This is a genomic window from Enterococcus lemanii (assembly GCF_016909125.1).
GTDB lineage: Bacteria > Bacillota > Bacilli > Lactobacillales > Enterococcaceae > Enterococcus_I > Enterococcus_I lemanii.
Map to the genome: position 1 here is coordinate 26735 of NZ_JAFBFD010000017.1, position 15045 is coordinate 41779.

Sequence of the window (15045 nt, forward strand, 5' to 3'; positions counted from 1 at the left end):
GCGAGTTCAAAAGTTTCTTTGTACATTTTCACCGACCATGTACTCTCTAAGTAAAGAATGACTTTTTACTATTCCTTCTCAAATGTGGGTATGATTTGAACTTATGTGTATACTAGCAAAGTTTCAGCTTTTTTTCAATCCTTTTAGCTAACTTTTAGTGCTTGACCAATGTAAATCGTATCTGATTTTAATGCATTTAAGGTTTTTAGTTGCTGGATACTTACGCCATAAGTTTGCGCAAGTGCCCATAAACTATCGCCACTTTTTACCGTATGTGTTTTTTGGTTCGTTGACGTATTCGTACTTACTTGCGTATTGGTTACCGGTTTTTTCTCGGTTGCATTTGATCCAAGTTTTACAATTAATTTTTGATTTGGATGAATCAAATCCCCAGACAGCTTATTCCAGCTACGTAATTGGTCCATTGAAATACCATATTTATTCGAAATTGCCCAAACCGAATCACCCGGTTTCACTGTGTAGTACTGTGCATTGGTTGTTGTTGACGTACTCGAATTATTTTGGTTTGTATTCGTATTTGTGTTTGGCGTTGTTGGCGTCGTTTGGGTATTCGACGTTTTACTTACGATTAGCTTTTGACCTGGATGAATTAAATCACTCTTTAAGTTATTCCAACTGCGTAATTGAGCCATTGAAATGCCATGTTTGTTTGAAATAGCCCAGATTGAGTCCCCCGATTTTACGGTGTAATACGTTGCTTGAGGTGACGTTATATTTTGATTCTGATTCGTTTCAGGTTTTACTTCGGGTTTTACCTCTACTTCTGGCTCAACCGGTGGCGTTGGCGTTGTGGTTGACGTTGCTGCTTTTCCAACAATTAATTTTTGGCCTGGATAAATGAAATCGCCGGTTAAATTATTCCAGCTACGTAATTGATCCATTGAAATGCCATGACTATTTGAAATCCCCCAAATGGAGTCGCCGGATTTTACGGTATAATATTTATTTTCAGTTGAATTTGATTCCACTGAATTATTTTGATTGGTATTTGGAGCTTGCTCAGTTACATTTCCACCCGTACTTGGCGTATCGTAACGAGTCAACCCATAAGTTTCAATAGTTGAATTTAGTTTCCCAGCATAACCTGGATCGGTTGCATATCGCCCGGTTAACCAAGCTGTTGCATCGCGGTAACTACTCGTATTACTCTTCCAAGCGCCTGAGTAGTAGTAGACACCTGATTGGAAGCTCACATTTCTTAACGTATAGGCATTATCGGCAAAAGATTCAGCAAAAGAAGGATACTTTCTAAATGGTTCACTCTTTGTTACCCATTGACCATTTAAATATTCTTGCGTATTCATATAAACCGTTTGGCCATTATAACTGCCTTTAATTCCAAATAAATTATAATAAGGGGCTTGTGACAAGGTACTTTGGCCCCAACCACTTTCAATAATCGCTTGAGCAATCATGACAGAAGCGTATAAATCGTTGGCTTGGGCAATATTTGTCGCATGTTGTGCCACCATCTCAATAAAATTACTTGGAGAAATTGCTGAGCCAGTACGCGCTAAAGGTGACTGTGCAAAAGGCGTTAAAACTTCTTTTACTTCATTCGCAATCGATTCGGTTGTACTTGTTTCTTCCGCCAAAGACGACGTGTCTTCGCTTCCTTCAACCGTTGCTTGCGTTTCTTCAGGTATTTGAGTTGTTTCGCTATTTATTTCAGTCGTTGTTTCACTGCTTGCTTCAGTTGTTTCGTTTGTGATATTTACCGTAGTCTCATCTGTGAGTTGAACAGCCGAGTCCGGTTCATCTGCCAGAACTGTAACCACTGGTGCTAGTGGTGCAACCGTTGAAACAGCTGTTACAGTGGTTCCTAAAACAGCAGCAGTTTTTTTCATATTGCGATAAAATGTTCGTTGTTCTTCAATTTTTCGTTGTTCTTTCCGTGATAAAAACGTCCCCATTCTCTAACCTCCGATATTTATCTAAATACTTATCCTAGCTTAGTATACATTGAATCATTTGTTAAGAAAAGATTAAATCGATTTTATTAATCATTTGTAACCTCAATGTAATTAAACCGTCGCACTTACGCCTTTTTTATACAAATGAGGCCTTTGCCATTCTAGCGGACTGTTGTATACTAAAAAAAGCATTTTAATTTGAAATGAAAGGATTATATCCATGACAAAAAACAAACTTTACTATCAATTTGCTGGCAGTTGTTTCCTTTTATTTTTTACTTTTTTAGGTTACACTGTTAAATTTTACCCGCAATGGTTAAAACCTTTTGACACTTGGGTGATTGAACAAATCGGTAGCTTGCGCCCACAATTGACCGCTTTTTTCCTTTGGATTACCCAATTTGCTAACCCTCTAACCGTCGTTTTATTAGGTCTTACGCTTTTATTTGTTTTGCTTTATGGCAAACAATATGCAGAAGTTATTTGGCTTAGCGGTGGGGTCATTGGTATTGCCGGGGGACTAAATCCACTATTAAAATTATTTTTTAATCGGACACGGCCTAGCATACTTGCCCCGCTCATTACCGAACATAGCTTAAGTTTCCCTAGCGGACATGCGACGGCTAGTATGGTGCTTTATGGTAGTTTATTTTTCTTGTTACCGCTTTTTATTGATTCAAAGTTCCTTCAGTACGCGTTACGTAGTTTACTAGTGCTGATTATTCTCTCGATTGGCGTTAGCCGTATCTATTTAGGGGTTCACTTCCCTACTGATATTATCGGCGGATTTTCGTTAAGTTTAAGTTGGCTTTTGCTAACGTTTCCAATTTATCAAGAAAAACGCTTCATTTGGCGTTTTCAAAACAAACAACACTAAGAAGGATGAGTTAAATATGACTGTCATTTTTCCATACACACAAGACCCAAATAAACGCTACCACTCTTGGAATTACGCTTTGAGACAAGAATTTGGTCAAAAAATCTTTAAAGTGCCGATTGATGGCGGCTTTGACTGCCCAAACCGTGATGGCACGGTCGCCCATGGTGGCTGTACTTTTTGTAGCGTTTCAGGATCAGGCGATATGATTGTCGCACCTGAAGACCCCATTCCCTTACAGTTTCAAAAAGAAATTCAAATGATGCACAAAAAATGGCCAGATGTCACACAGTATATTGTTTATTTTCAAAATTTTACCAACACCCATGCCCCATTATCTGTTATTAAAGCGCGTTTCGAACAAGTCGTTCACTTGCCTGGCGTGGTTGGCCTATCAATTGGAACTCGGCCAGACTGCTTGCCAGATGACGTCGTCGAATATTTAGCAGAATTAAACGAACGTTTGTATTTATGGGTCGAACTTGGCCTACAAACCACTTTTGAAAGTACTAGTCGTCTAATCAATCGAGCCCATGATTACCAAGTGTACCTTGATGGGGTAGCAAAATTACGCAAACACAACATTCGTGTTTGCACCCATTTAATTAACGGCTTACCAGGTGAAACCACCGCGATGATGGAAGAAAACGTTCGTCGGACCATCCTAGATTCCGATATTCAAGGAATCAAACTGCATTTACTTCACTTAATGCGTAATACACGAATGCTGCGTGATTATCATGAAGGACGTTTACAATTAATGAGCCAAGATGACTATACGCAAGTCGTTTGTAACCAACTAGAAATGATTCCTGCAGAGGTAATTATTCATCGCTTAACAGGCGACGCTCCTCGTGACGCTCTCGTCGGCCCAATGTGGAGTTTACAAAAATGGGAAGTCTTAAACGCGATTGATCAAGAATTAAAACAGCGCGACTCGTTCCAAGGAAAATATAACGTTCGTAAAAGTGAGGGGAAATAAATGTTACCAACGGCACTTCATTATAGTCGCCAACTTTTAAAAGAAGTCTTACAAACTGGTGATATCGCTGTGGATGCAACCATGGGGAATGGCCACGACACCTTACTCTTAGCCGAGCTTGTTGGAACCACCGGCCTCGTCTATGCTTTTGACGTTCAAATCACTGCTGTCGAAAATACAAAAAAACGTTTATATGAAACACCTTGGGAACAATCGGTGCAACTCATTTATGATGGTCACGAAAATTTACCTTACTACATACCGCTTGAAACTCCGATTAAAGCCGCTATTTTCAACCTGGGTTATTTACCAAAAAGTGATAAAACCGTCATTACTTTACCTGAAACAACAAAAAAAGCACTCGATGAATTATTGCTACGTCTTGTACCAAAAGGACGAATTGTCATCGTTGCTTACTATGGCCATGAAGGCGGCGAGCGCGAGCTACAGACGGTCCGTCAATATTGTGAAGCTTTACCGCAAGAGAAATACAATGTTTTAAATTACCAATTTATTAATCAAAAAAACCAACCACCCATTTTATTTTGTATTGAAAAGAAAAAACCGAGAAACTAAGGATTTTCCCTTGCTTCTCGGTTTTTTTTCAGGCAAAATAGCAATAGTAAAAAAGAAAGGGATTACAAAATCATGACACAATTAAAAGTGGCCACTTATAATATCCGAATGGATGCTTACGAAGATGCACCTTGGACTTGGGCAGCTCGTCGTCCACATGTCTTTGAAATCATTCGCTATTTCGATTGGGATTTATTTGGTGTCCAAGAAGTTTTACCGCATCAATTAACGGATTTTGAAACACTGAACGAATATGCCTTTGTCGGAACTGCTCGTGAAGACGGCAAAAACAGCGGCGAATACAACGGCATTTTCTATAAAAAAGAACGCTTTGAACAAATTGACCAGAAATTTTTTTGGCTTTCACAAACGCCAGATGTCCCTAGTATTCACCCAGAAGCCGGTTGCCATCGCATTTGTGTATGTGGCTTGTTTAAAGAAAAAGAAAGTGGAAAAAGCTTTGTCTTTGCCAACACACACTTAGACCATGTTTCGGAAAAAGCACGAGAACTTGGAGCCAAAGTCATCATTGAAGAAGGACTAACGGCTTTTAAAGACTATCCACTTTTTTTAGTCGGTGATTTTAACGCAAACCCTAGTGAAAAAGCTTATCAACTCTTAACTGACCACTTAAAAGATAGCCGTTTTGCCGATGGTGCTTTCGTTTATGGGCCAAAAGGAACTTACCAAGCCTTTGATACCTCCATGCGTTGGGAAAAAATGGAAGAAATTGATTTTATTTTTGTCTCAAAAGACATTCAAGTGAAAAAGGTCGGAATCTTAACGAATACTTGGGAAAACAAATTCCCTTCTGACCATTTCCCTGTCGAAGCACTCGTTGAACTGCCTTAAAAATGACCCCTTCGTGAAGCAAACAACTTGTCACGAAGGGGTCAAATGGTTGATTTTATTTTAATGTTTTACTTTAAAGCGTTTCAGGCGTAGCGCATTTAAGACAACCGAAATCGAACTAAAACTCATCGCCGCGCCAGCAATCATTGGGTTTAAAAGTGGGCCACCAAATACATGGAGTACGCCCATCGCCACAGGAATTCCTAAGACATTATAGGCAAACGCCCAAAAAAGATTTTCACGAATATTTTTAATCGTTGCGCGACTTAATTCAATCGCCGTTGGGACGTCATTTAAATCGCCGCGCATTAAGACAATATCCGCTGATTCAATCGCGACGTCCGTCCCGGTACCAATCGCAATCCCGACATCGGCTTGAGCTAAGGCAGGCGCATCGTTAATCCCATCGCCAACCATGGCAACTTTTTTTCCTTCTTGTTGTAATTTTTGGACTTCTTTCGCTTTATCTTCAGGTAATACCTCACTTAATACACGATCAATCCCAACTTGCTTGGCAATCGCTTGGGCTGTTTGATGATTGTCACCGGTAATCATTGCGACCTCTAAGCCCATTTGATGCAAACGTTCAATGGCTTTTTGGCTACTTGCTTTCACCGTATCAGCAACCGCAATCAAACCAATCAATTGACCTTGGTATGCCAGATACATCGGTGTTTTCCCTTCACTGGCTAGTTTTTGCGCCTGTGCAACTTCAGTGGATATCTCAATATTTTGCTCGGTCATTAATTTTTGATTCCCAAAAAATAATAATTCGTTTGCAATCGTCACTTGAATGCCATGACCTGGGATTGCCGCAAAATTAACGGCCGTTGGCAAAGCTAATTTTTCTTTTTTTGCTTCTTCTAAAATCGCTTGTGCAAGGGGGTGTTCGGAACCTTCCTCTGCCGCTGCCGCCAAAGCCAAGACCTCTTGATGACTCTTACCTGCATAAGCCAGAATATCGGTTACGACTGGCTTGCCTTCGGTGATGGTGCCGGTTTTATCAAAGACAATCGTTTGAACTTTATGCGTCGTTTCTAGCGCGTCACCACTCTTAATTAAAACGCCATTTTCAGCACCCTTCCCCGTTCCAACCATAATTGCAGTTGGTGTTGCTAACCCAAGCGCACACGGACAAGCAATCACTAAAACCGAAATCGTAATCGTTAAAGCAAAGACCCATGACTCTTGTCCTAAAAAGAACCAAGCCAAGCCCGATAATAGTGCCAGTCCAATCACAATTGGGACGAAAACGCCGGAAACCTTATCTGCCAGTTGAGCAATTGGCGCTTTTGATCCTTGCGCTTCTTCAACCAGTTGAATAATTTGAGCCAGCGTCGTATCTTCACCGACTTTCGTTGCTTTCATTTTGAATGAACCTGTTTTATTAATACTTGCACCAACAACTAAATCATCGACTTGTTTTTCAACCGGCAAACTTTCCCCAGTTAACATCGATTCATCGACGGCTGAATGCCCTTCGACAATGATGCCATCAACTGGTATTTTTTCTCCTGGTCGTAAAACAATGATATCACCTGTTTTGACTTGTTCAATTGGTAATTCGACCTCAACGCCAAGCCGAATAACCCGTGCTGTTTTTGGTGCTAAATCCATTAATTTTTTTATTGCTTCAGACGTTTTTCCTTTTGAAACAGCTTCAAAGTATTTTCCTAAAGTAATCAAAGTTAAGATCACGGCTGCTGATTCATAATACAGTCCCATCGCCGCATGTGCATCGCCTTGATAGACTAACACGGTTTGATACAAACTATAGACAAAAGCAGCACTTGTTCCCAAAGCAACTAAGGAATCCATATTCGGATGGCCTTTAAAGAGCGTTTTAAAGCCATTTAAATAGAAACTACGGCCAAAATAAAGTACCGGTAACGTTAAAATCAGTTGCGTCGTCGCAAAGATCACGCTTTGTTCCATTGGATTTATAAAAGCTGGAATTGGCAAACCAATCATATCGCCCATCGCTAAGTATAATAGCGGAACCGTAAAAATGGCTGAACCAATAAAGCGATGCCACATGTCTTTTAAATGCTCCGCTTTTTTTTCTGCTGTATCATTTGCTGCCTTTTGACTAGTCTCAAAAACTTTCGCTTCATAACCAGCCGCTTCTACCGCGTCAATAATGGCTTGCGGGGTGATTTGACTTGACTGGTAGACAACGGTCATTTTTTCAGTTGCCAAGTTTACAACCGCTGACTCCACTCCTGCTAAATTTTGCGTCGTTTTTTCGACGGTCTGTGCACAAGAAGAACAGCTCATCCCTTCAATTGCAAAAGTTGTTTGGACTTGAGGCGTCGCAATCGTATACCCTGATTTTTCAACTGCTTCGCGAATCGCGGCTTCATCTAGTTGTTTTTCATTGTATTGAACAGTTAATTTTTCTGTCGCTAAATTTACGGTGGCTTCTTTTACACCTTGTAATTTTTGCACCGTTTTTTCAACTGTTTGAGCGCAAGAAGAACAGCTCATGCCCTCAACAGCAAAGGTTTCTTTTTTCATTCTTGTCCCTCCCTTACTTCAACTGTGCTTGATAACCTGCTGATTGGATCGCAGTTAATACTTGCTGTTCATCAATCCGCTTCTCATCAAAAGTTACGGTGACTAGTTTTTCAGGCAAATCAGCTGAAAAAGATTCTACCCCTACTAATTCTGTCACTGCCTGACGAATATTACTAACGCATCCTTGACACTTCATATTTTCAACAAAATAGATTTGTTCCATTTTAATTTCCTCCAATTTTTAAATTTACATACGTAAACGTTTTGTTATTCATACTATAAGCTTCTTTTTAAGACTTGTCAATTTATCTGATTTTTTTAAGCTGTATAATGTCTACTGAATAAATGCCAAATAGGGTAATCTCGTCATCGGCCAAGTCTAAATATCTCTTGTTTTTTCTGATTCTATGTATGATAGAAGATTATAAAGCATTTACTTAACGAGGTATAGGCGTTTATTTTTAGCTTTAAAATTGTCCGAGAGATTTTTTCTTATTTTCAAGAATCAGGTGGGCTTTCTTCTTTTTTACTAGTAGAATAAAGGAAAATGATTCTCGCAACTGACGCTACCGACTAGTCATTTTTTATAGCGCTCTTGCTATTTGCAGTGACCTTATAGTTGCTTATTTTAACTAAACGTTTTTTTGCTTTTTATCAACAGAAGTAAAAATTTATACGAGAAAAACAACCCACTGATTGCTTTGGGTCGCCTATTCTACTCGATTTTATTGTCCTTTAAACAATCCAATCCAATCATTCGCTCCACTGATAATTAAAAGAAATGAGGATGACTATGATAACTCTACCGAATATTATTAAAAAACAGCGTACTTTTTTTCAAACAGATACAACCCGTGATTTAAACTACCGACTTTCTCAACTCACCAAATTGGAACAAGCAATCCGCTTTTACGAAGAGGAGCTCACGAATGCTTTTTGGCAAGATTTACAATAATCAGCTTTTGAAGTCTATGCGACGGAAATTGGCATTGTTCTCCAAAGTATTCAAGAAGTGAAAAAGAAATTACATCGCTGGATGAAACCAAAAAAAGCTAGAAATCCACTTTTTTTATTTGGTTCAACGAGTTACTCACTCTTTGAACCTTATGGAACCGTCTTGATTATCGGTCCTTTAATTACCCGTTCCAATTAGTGATTGAACCATTAATTGGAGCTTTAGCTGCTGGGAACACAGCTGTGATAAAACCTTCTGAATTGACCCCGCACGTTACAAAAGTAATTGAAAAGATGCTCACTCAGATTTTCCCTGAAGAATACGTGGCGGTGGTTACTGGAGGAATTGATGAAACAACTGCCTTACTCGCTCAACGTTTCGATCATCTCTTTTTTACGGGGAGTCCTCGAGTCGGCAAGTTGGTCATGGCCGCGGCTAGCCAATTTTTAACCCCTGTTACTTTAGAACTAGGTGGAAAGAGTCCCGCAATTGTGACGGCAAATACCAACCTCAAAGAAGCGGCTACTAAAATTGCATGGGGGAAATTTTTAAATACAGGCCAAACCTGTGTCGCACCTGATTATCTCTTAGTGGATGAGCAAGTGGTTACCACCTTTAAAGAGGAGCTCAAACAAGCGGTAGTGGCCTTTTATGGCGAACAACCACAAGAAAGCCCCGATTATGGCCGTCTAGCAACGATTCGACACACCGAGCGCTTAGCAACTTTACTCAAACAAACGCAAGGAGCCATTGTCTTAGGCGGTCAAGTAGCCGTTGAGCAACGATACATTGCTCCAACGATTGTAACTAATATGGATTGGGAAGATGCACTTGCAAGAAGAACTATTTGGACCGATTTTGCCTATTTTGACTTATCAAGCGGATCAATTCCCTAACCAAGTGATCACCCCCATTCGCGCCCGTGAAAAACCACTCGCCTTGTATCTATTTACCAACGATAAAAAAATTGAACAAACCGTCTTGCAACAACTATCATTTGGCGGTGGCGTCATTAACGATACACTTCTTCACCTATCCAACCCGCATTTGCCTTTTGGTGGTGTGGGTGAATCCGGCATGGGTCATTACCATGGTCGATATAGTTTCACTACTTTTTCCCATCAAAAAGCGATTGTGAAAAAAAATCGATGGTTGCCACTTACCATGCTTTATGCGCCTTATACAGTTAAAAAATTTAATTTAGTCAAACGGTTTATGAAATAAAACAGCAGACAGTGAGTGCCAAAAGAGCCTTCTACAAGAAATAAGCAAGTGCAACTTCTATCATACTGTTTGTTCGTTATTCAATAGTTACTTAACGATAAAGAAGAGCGAAAACGGGTTTTACCGTTTTCGCTCTTCTTTATGATGATTGCTTGATCATTAATCGTAACAAATTAAATCCATTGGAATTGGGCCGGCCACGCCTACAAAGATAAAATCTTCATCTCCCGTGTTTTTCATCCCATGTTGCTCGCCTGGGTAAGAAATAATCATATCCCCTTGTGTAATTGTGACTTCTTTGCCTGGTTCTGGGAAGAATGTCCCGGTTCCATTTATAACAATCCATAAGTCATCAGAAGTCATATGCGCATGTGTAAAAACACTTTGCCCTGGTTTTAAACACCATAATGCGCCGGCTATTTTTTCAGTTTCGTAAAAGATGGTTTTTTTGCCCGCTTTATCACTAAAGTTGCTCACATCTTTAATCTTAAATAAACGTTGCTTCATTGTTGTATCCCCCATTGGTCAAACCATCCTTTCAAAATCTGAATCTTAAAATAGTTGAGCGAATCGAAAGAGTTGTTCTGCAGCTTCTTGAATCGCTGCAAGTGTCGTTGCTGTTTGTAAAGTTTCTGTTTCTGAAGCAATGCGTCGAATGGTTGGGAAAAAGGCTTGAATTCCCATTTCATTACATTTATACGCATCTTTTGACGTGCCACCTGCGAGCGCAATCACAGGTTTTTGATAGACTTGCGCCATTTTAGCGACCGCAATCGGTACTTTGCCCATTAACGATTGCGCGTCTAGTAGCCCTTCACCTGTAATCACCAAGTCACTTTTCGCAATTTCTTCTTCTAAATGAATCAATCCAGCAACTTCGTCAAAACCTGAAACAAGTGCTGCATTCAAATAACTTAAAAACGAGAAAGCAATTCCTCCAGCTGCTCCCGCTCCGGGATAATTTACGTAATCGGTGTGGGTGACCTCTTTCGTTAATTTGCTAAAATTTTGTAGCAATTGATCGATTTCTGCCATTTCACTCAATTTTACCCCTTTTTGCTTACCAAAAATATAAGTCGCCCCTTGCTCCCCAAGCAAAGGATTGGTCACGTCGCTCGCTAATTTAAACTTACAACTAGCTAACTCTGGTAAGATTTGACTTACATCGATTTGCGCTAAGGAGGCCATGTCTTTTAATTGATAACCTAACGATTGCTGATTACTATCTAAAAAGCGTACCCCCAAAGCATAAAGCATTCCCATGCCGGCATCGTTTGTTGCACTGCCACCTAAACCAATAAGAAAATCGCGTGCCCCCGCCTTGATTCTTTGTGCAATTTGTTCACCTAAACCATACGTTGTCGCTTCCCACGGATTTAGTTGTTCTTTTTCGACTAAGAGAATCCCCGAAGTTTCTGCAACTTCTAACACTACTTTTTCATCAAGTTGACCATATTTCGCCCAAACTTTTTCGCCAAATAAAGGCCCATGCACCTGACTTTTTTGGATTTTTTCAGGAGTTTTGTAAAAAATCGCTTCAATGGTTCCTTCTCCTCCATCTGCAATCGATAACACTTTAACGCTTGGTGCTTTTGACTTTTCATAAGCTTTTTCAATGCCTTTTTTAGCTGCCTCGCCTGCTTCCATCGAGGTCACACTGCCTTTAAAGGAATCCATTACAACAACGACTTTCACGATTTTTCCCCCTTTGTCTAGATTTCTTATGCATTCACCACGTTGATTGGCTTACCCGCAATAAACGCCGTCGCATTGTCAACGGCAATAGCCATTAAACGGCTGCGTGCTTCTTTTGATGCCCAAGCAATGTGTGGTGTGATAATCATATTTTTCGCTTGCAATAATGGGTTATCTGCAGTGATTGGCTCTGTCGATACGACGTCAACGGCTGCACCAGCTACTTTTCCATCATTTAAAGCTTGTGCCAAATCGGCTTCGTTAATTAATTGCCCACGTGAAGTATTCACAATCATCACGCCATCTTTCATTTTAGCGATGTTTTCTTGATTGATCATGCCTTCTGTTTCTGGAAACAGTGGACAATGCAACGCAATCACGTCTGATGCCGCAAACAATTCATCTAATGAAACAAATTTTACGCCATCTTCTGTGTCACCAGGCACATGACTATGATTAACTGCGACCAAGTTCATCCCTAATGCTTGAGCGATTTCGCCAACACGTCGACCGATACGACCAAAACCAATGATTCCCATCGTTTTACTCGACAACTCGACTAATGGGTGCAACCAGTAACACCAGTCAGCATTATTGGTCCATTCGCCTTTTTTGACACTTGCTGAGTGGTCACCGACATGATGACAAAGCTCTAATAACAAAGCAATTGTAAATTGGGCAACGGCATCCGTGCCATAAGTTGGAATATTCGTTACAACAATCCCTTTGTCTTTGGCTGCTTGTGTATCAACAACGTTATAGCCTGTTGCCAAAACACCAATGTATTTTAAAGCAGGAGCGGCATCGATCACCGTTTTGGTTAGTGGTGTTTTATTCGTTAAAATTAACTCCGCCTCGCCAATTCGTTCAATCAGCTCACTTTCAGATAATTTACTGCGATCGTAAACCGTTAAATCACCTAATTTTTCAAACCCTTCCCAAGATAAATCTCCTGGGTTTTCTGTATAACCATCTAAAACAACGATTTTCATTGATGAATGCCCCTTCCTTTAATCTTCTAATAGTGCCCAAGCACGGTTAATGGTTGTTTTTAACAATTGAGCATAAGCTTCTTCTTTTGTTGCTTCTTCCCATTTACCGGCTAAAAAGGCAATCCCTTTTGCACCTAAATATTCCGCTTCATCCACGGCTTCTATTAACGTTTTTTCAGCAGCTAAACGTCCTTCTTCGTTTAAATCGTTTGGATTTAAACCCGGGCCAAGGAGACGCGGTTGCGCGCCATACCTTACCCGTAAACCAGACTGAGCAAGTAAAGGATAAGCTTTGCGGAAAAGATGATGATCACCTAATTGGTCCCCATGATCTGATAAAAAAACAACTATCGGTTCGTAATCCAAACGATGCTCGGTTAACGCCATTAAAAATCGCCCAATTTGATGATCGATTTGCGTAATTAACCCATAGTAAGCGGCTCGCATTCGATCCAGTTCACGTTTTTTCAAGCGTCCTTTTAAAGCAATGGTTGAGTCGCTCGCTGCTTGTCTCAAATCTTTAGCCCACGTTCCGATAGCGATTTCATCAAACTCTGCACTTAAATCTTCGTACATTTTAAAATAATACGGTGGTGGGTTTAACGGGGAATGTGGACGCACATAAGACATTTTTAAGAAAAAAGGGGCCGTTGGATCGCGACGTTCTAAAAATTCAATTGATTTTGTTGTCACCCAATTCGTGAGATGTAAATACTCTTCATACATCCACGGACGAGCAACCCAAGAATTGCAATCTAGCCCATCATCAATTAAATCTGCTGTATAGCCTTTTTGTTCTTTTAACCAACGCAAATAGTCATCGCTCGCCACAAATTGACTTTGATAAATTCCTCGTTGGTTTCTTGAAGCATGTAAATACCCATCGTGTAGCTCAACAGCATCAAAGCCTAAACGATTTCTTTCTGGATAAACATGCATTTTACCGACGACTTGCGTTTGATAACCACGCTTGGTAAACTCTTTCCCTAAAGTCGTTTCATATTGCCACGGCACGCCATCTTGATAACCAACCCGCCCATGATTTGTTTGGCTGAGCCCCGTTAATAGAGCTGCTCTTGATGGAATACAAGTTGGAACGGCCGTATAAGCTTGTTTGAAATTGTAGCCTTGTTGCGCCATCATATCTAAATTAGGTGTTGAGATAACCGGATTGCCATTGGCTCCAAGTGCATCAAAACGCATTTGGTCGACTACCATTAAAACAATATTGGGTTTTTTCACCTTTACTCGCTTCCTTTCTCACCTTTTAAATCTAGCATCTCCTTTCTAACCGAACAATGGAAAATACTGCTATTCATCATGCAAATTTTTTGTTTCATTCCTATCCCCTTATCCAAGGAATACGAACCGCTTTTTTAATCCAACACTTTTCAGGGTTTCTTTTTAAACAAACAGGTTGATCAAAATCTGCAAAAGCAAGTTGCGTGTAAATTTGTGGGTGATACATTAAAAGTTTCCTACGTGCACGATTTTCCGTGTTCTACCGCTATTTTTCAGGGAGAGTCAGTCGATAGACATCACAAAGAAGTAGTTTCTCAATCCATAATAAAAATCGTTCTTGAATTCTTGCTAATAGGTTTTATTTAAAGGCTTATTTCTAAAAAATGTCTTGTGATTTCTTTTTTCTAATGAAAAAAAATCAATAATATGGTATTCTTTTATCATGATAAAAAATTATTAGGAGGCATTTATGAACCAAGAGAATTTAAAATTTTACACTGCCTTAGCCAAATTTTTAGGAAAAACACTTGGAACCCAATATGAAGTAATCTTACACGTTTTAGATTCTGGTAATTTCCATATTGCAGCAATCGAAAACAGCCATGTTAGTGGACGCAGTTTGAACTCACCGATTACTGGTTTCGCTTTAGAACTAATTCAATCAAAAAAACACTTGACCCAAGATTACGTTTTAAACTACAAAGCACAAACGATTAATGGAAAAAGCTTAAAAGGCTCGACCTTTTTTATTAAAGGGAACAATGGCCGCCTAGAAGGGATGCTTTGTATTAACCAAGACACGAGTCGTTATGAAGAACTCGCCCAAGACATTTTAGCTTTAGCGAATCTTTCGAGTACCGCACCAGCAACGATGCAATTTACTGAAGAAGCCGCGACACCTGACTTAGTTGAAATCTTAGATGACTCAATTGAAGGGATCGTTTATTCGATTGTTTCACCAGAATTACTCGACCAAAAAATTCTTTTAAGTAAAGAATTAAAAGTTGAAATTGTTCGAAATTTAAATGAAAAAGGCGTCTTTCAAATTAAAGGTGCCGTCGCTCGCGTTTCAGAAATTTTGAATATTTCTGAACCAAGCGTTTATCGTTATATTAAAATGGTCGAAACCAAAGCTTAAGTAGTAAAAGAATCCTTCATTGTTTGTTAACAATAAAGGATTCTTTCTTTTTATTCGTTTA

At 39.7% G+C, this 15045-nt stretch carries 13 protein-coding genes, 1 pseudogene and 1 other annotated feature (1 of these 15 running past the window's edge); of the genes and pseudogenes, 7 read left to right on the plus strand and 7 right to left on the minus strand.

Annotation, left to right across the window (positions count from 1 at the left end):
* Positions 1 to 92 (minus strand) — a binding site (T-box leader) (it extends 126 nt beyond the left edge of the window).
* 51 nt (positions 93 to 143) lie between these two features.
* On the minus strand, positions 144 to 1934 hold the full coding sequence (locus JOD14_RS06290; RefSeq protein WP_204653992.1) for a LysM peptidoglycan-binding domain-containing protein: 1791 nt from the start codon (positions 1932 to 1934) through the stop codon (positions 144 to 146).
* Between the two features lie 220 nt (positions 1935 to 2154).
* Here JOD14_RS06290 and JOD14_RS06295 point away from each other — a divergent pair, with 220 nt between their 5' ends.
* The 4 genes from JOD14_RS06295 to JOD14_RS06310 all read left to right on the plus strand — a co-directional run bounded on the left by JOD14_RS06295 (position 2155) and on the right by JOD14_RS06310 (position 5221).
* Positions 2155 to 2811 carry a phosphatase PAP2 family protein gene (locus JOD14_RS06295; RefSeq protein ID WP_204653993.1) on the plus strand — a complete coding sequence of 219 codons (657 nt, stop codon included), beginning with the start codon at positions 2155 to 2157 and terminating at the stop codon, positions 2809 to 2811.
* Between the two features lie 16 nt (positions 2812 to 2827).
* Entirely contained in the window at positions 2828 to 3793 is a 966-nt protein-coding gene (gene mnmL, locus JOD14_RS06300) for a tRNA modification radical SAM protein MnmL/YtqA (RefSeq protein ID WP_204653994.1), read from the plus strand.
* Positions 3794 to 4369: a tRNA 5-(aminomethyl)-2-thiouridylate-methyltransferase MnmM gene (gene mnmM / locus JOD14_RS06305; protein WP_204653995.1), complete on the plus strand. Its 576-nt coding sequence runs from the start codon at positions 3794 to 3796 to the stop codon at positions 4367 to 4369.
* 72 nt (positions 4370 to 4441) lie between these two features.
* The gene (locus tag JOD14_RS06310; RefSeq protein WP_204653996.1) at positions 4442 to 5221 is read left to right on the plus strand and encodes an endonuclease/exonuclease/phosphatase family protein; all 780 of its coding nucleotides are present in this window, start codon (positions 4442 to 4444) and stop codon (positions 5219 to 5221) included.
* Positions 5222 to 5281: 60 nt separating this feature from the next.
* Here JOD14_RS06310 and JOD14_RS06315 read toward each other — a convergent pair whose 3' ends face one another.
* Together JOD14_RS06315 and JOD14_RS06320 are read right to left on the minus strand one after the other, a co-directional pair.
* Positions 5282 to 7738: a heavy metal translocating P-type ATPase gene (locus tag JOD14_RS06315; RefSeq protein ID WP_204653997.1), complete on the minus strand. Its 2457-nt coding sequence runs from the start codon at positions 7736 to 7738 to the stop codon at positions 5282 to 5284.
* A 13-nt stretch (positions 7739 to 7751) separates the two neighbouring features.
* Positions 7752 to 7961 carry a heavy-metal-associated domain-containing protein gene (locus tag JOD14_RS06320; protein WP_204653998.1) on the minus strand — a complete coding sequence of 70 codons (210 nt, stop codon included), beginning with the start codon at positions 7959 to 7961 and terminating at the stop codon, positions 7752 to 7754.
* Positions 7962 to 8525: 564 nt separating this feature from the next.
* On the opposite strand from JOD14_RS06320, the gene JOD14_RS13195 reads away from it, so the two are divergent.
* Together JOD14_RS13195 and JOD14_RS06325 are read left to right on the plus strand one after the other, a co-directional pair.
* Entirely contained in the window at positions 8526 to 8693 is a 168-nt protein-coding gene (locus JOD14_RS13195; RefSeq protein WP_239576114.1) for a hypothetical protein, read from the plus strand.
* A gap of 197 nt (positions 8694 to 8890) precedes the next feature.
* Positions 8891 to 9917, plus strand: a pseudogene (locus tag JOD14_RS06325) (aldehyde dehydrogenase family protein).
* Between the two features lie 159 nt (positions 9918 to 10076).
* Here the strand turns inward: JOD14_RS06325 and JOD14_RS06330 are convergent.
* From JOD14_RS06330 to JOD14_RS06345, 4 genes are read right to left on the minus strand one after another with little or no spacing between them, the layout of a single operon-like run.
* On the minus strand, positions 10077 to 10439 hold the full coding sequence (locus tag JOD14_RS06330) for a cupin domain-containing protein (protein ID WP_204653999.1): 363 nt from the start codon (positions 10437 to 10439) through the stop codon (positions 10077 to 10079).
* 30 nt (positions 10440 to 10469) lie between these two features.
* A complete protein-coding gene (locus JOD14_RS06335; protein ID WP_204654000.1) occupies positions 10470 to 11612 on the minus strand; it encodes a glycerate kinase in 1143 nt (380 codons plus the stop codon).
* A 26-nt stretch (positions 11613 to 11638) separates the two neighbouring features.
* On the minus strand, positions 11639 to 12604 hold the full coding sequence (locus JOD14_RS06340) for a D-2-hydroxyacid dehydrogenase (RefSeq protein ID WP_204654001.1): 966 nt from the start codon (positions 12602 to 12604) through the stop codon (positions 11639 to 11641).
* 18 nt (positions 12605 to 12622) lie between these two features.
* On the minus strand, positions 12623 to 13846 hold the full coding sequence (locus JOD14_RS06345) for a sulfatase-like hydrolase/transferase (protein ID WP_338031674.1): 1224 nt from the start codon (positions 13844 to 13846) through the stop codon (positions 12623 to 12625).
* 469 nt (positions 13847 to 14315) lie between these two features.
* Between JOD14_RS06345 and JOD14_RS06350 the strand changes: the two genes are divergently transcribed.
* The gene (locus JOD14_RS06350; protein WP_204654002.1) at positions 14316 to 14984 is read left to right on the plus strand and encodes a helix-turn-helix transcriptional regulator; all 669 of its coding nucleotides are present in this window, start codon (positions 14316 to 14318) and stop codon (positions 14982 to 14984) included.
* The last annotated feature ends 61 nt before the right edge of the window (positions 14985 to 15045 follow it).

Bases quoted from the DNA above. Each gene is read 5' to 3' on its own strand.
- JOD14_RS06330 (WP_204653999.1), bottom strand. From the start codon at position 10,439: ATGGGGGATACAACAATGAAGCAACGTTTATTTAAGATTAAAGATGTG.
- JOD14_RS06310 (WP_204653996.1), top strand. From the start codon at position 4,442: ATGACACAATTAAAAGTGGCCACTTATAATATCCGAATGGATGCTTAC.
- JOD14_RS06340 (WP_204654001.1), bottom strand. From the start codon at position 12,604: ATGAAAATCGTTGTTTTAGATGGTTATACAGAAAACCCAGGAGATTTA.
- JOD14_RS13195 (WP_239576114.1), top strand. From the start codon at position 8,526: ATGACTATGATAACTCTACCGAATATTATTAAAAAACAGCGTACTTTT.
- mnmM (WP_204653995.1), top strand. From the start codon at position 3,794: ATGTTACCAACGGCACTTCATTATAGTCGCCAACTTTTAAAAGAAGTC.
- JOD14_RS06315 (WP_204653997.1), bottom strand. From the start codon at position 7,738: ATGAAAAAAGAAACCTTTGCTGTTGAGGGCATGAGCTGTTCTTCTTGC.
- JOD14_RS06320 (WP_204653998.1), bottom strand. From the start codon at position 7,961: ATGGAACAAATCTATTTTGTTGAAAATATGAAGTGTCAAGGATGCGTT.
- JOD14_RS06295 (WP_204653993.1), top strand. From the start codon at position 2,155: ATGACAAAAAACAAACTTTACTATCAATTTGCTGGCAGTTGTTTCCTT.
- mnmL (WP_204653994.1), top strand. From the start codon at position 2,828: ATGACTGTCATTTTTCCATACACACAAGACCCAAATAAACGCTACCAC.
- JOD14_RS06290 (WP_204653992.1), bottom strand. From the start codon at position 1,934: ATGGGGACGTTTTTATCACGGAAAGAACAACGAAAAATTGAAGAACAA.
- JOD14_RS06350 (WP_204654002.1), top strand. From the start codon at position 14,316: ATGAACCAAGAGAATTTAAAATTTTACACTGCCTTAGCCAAATTTTTA.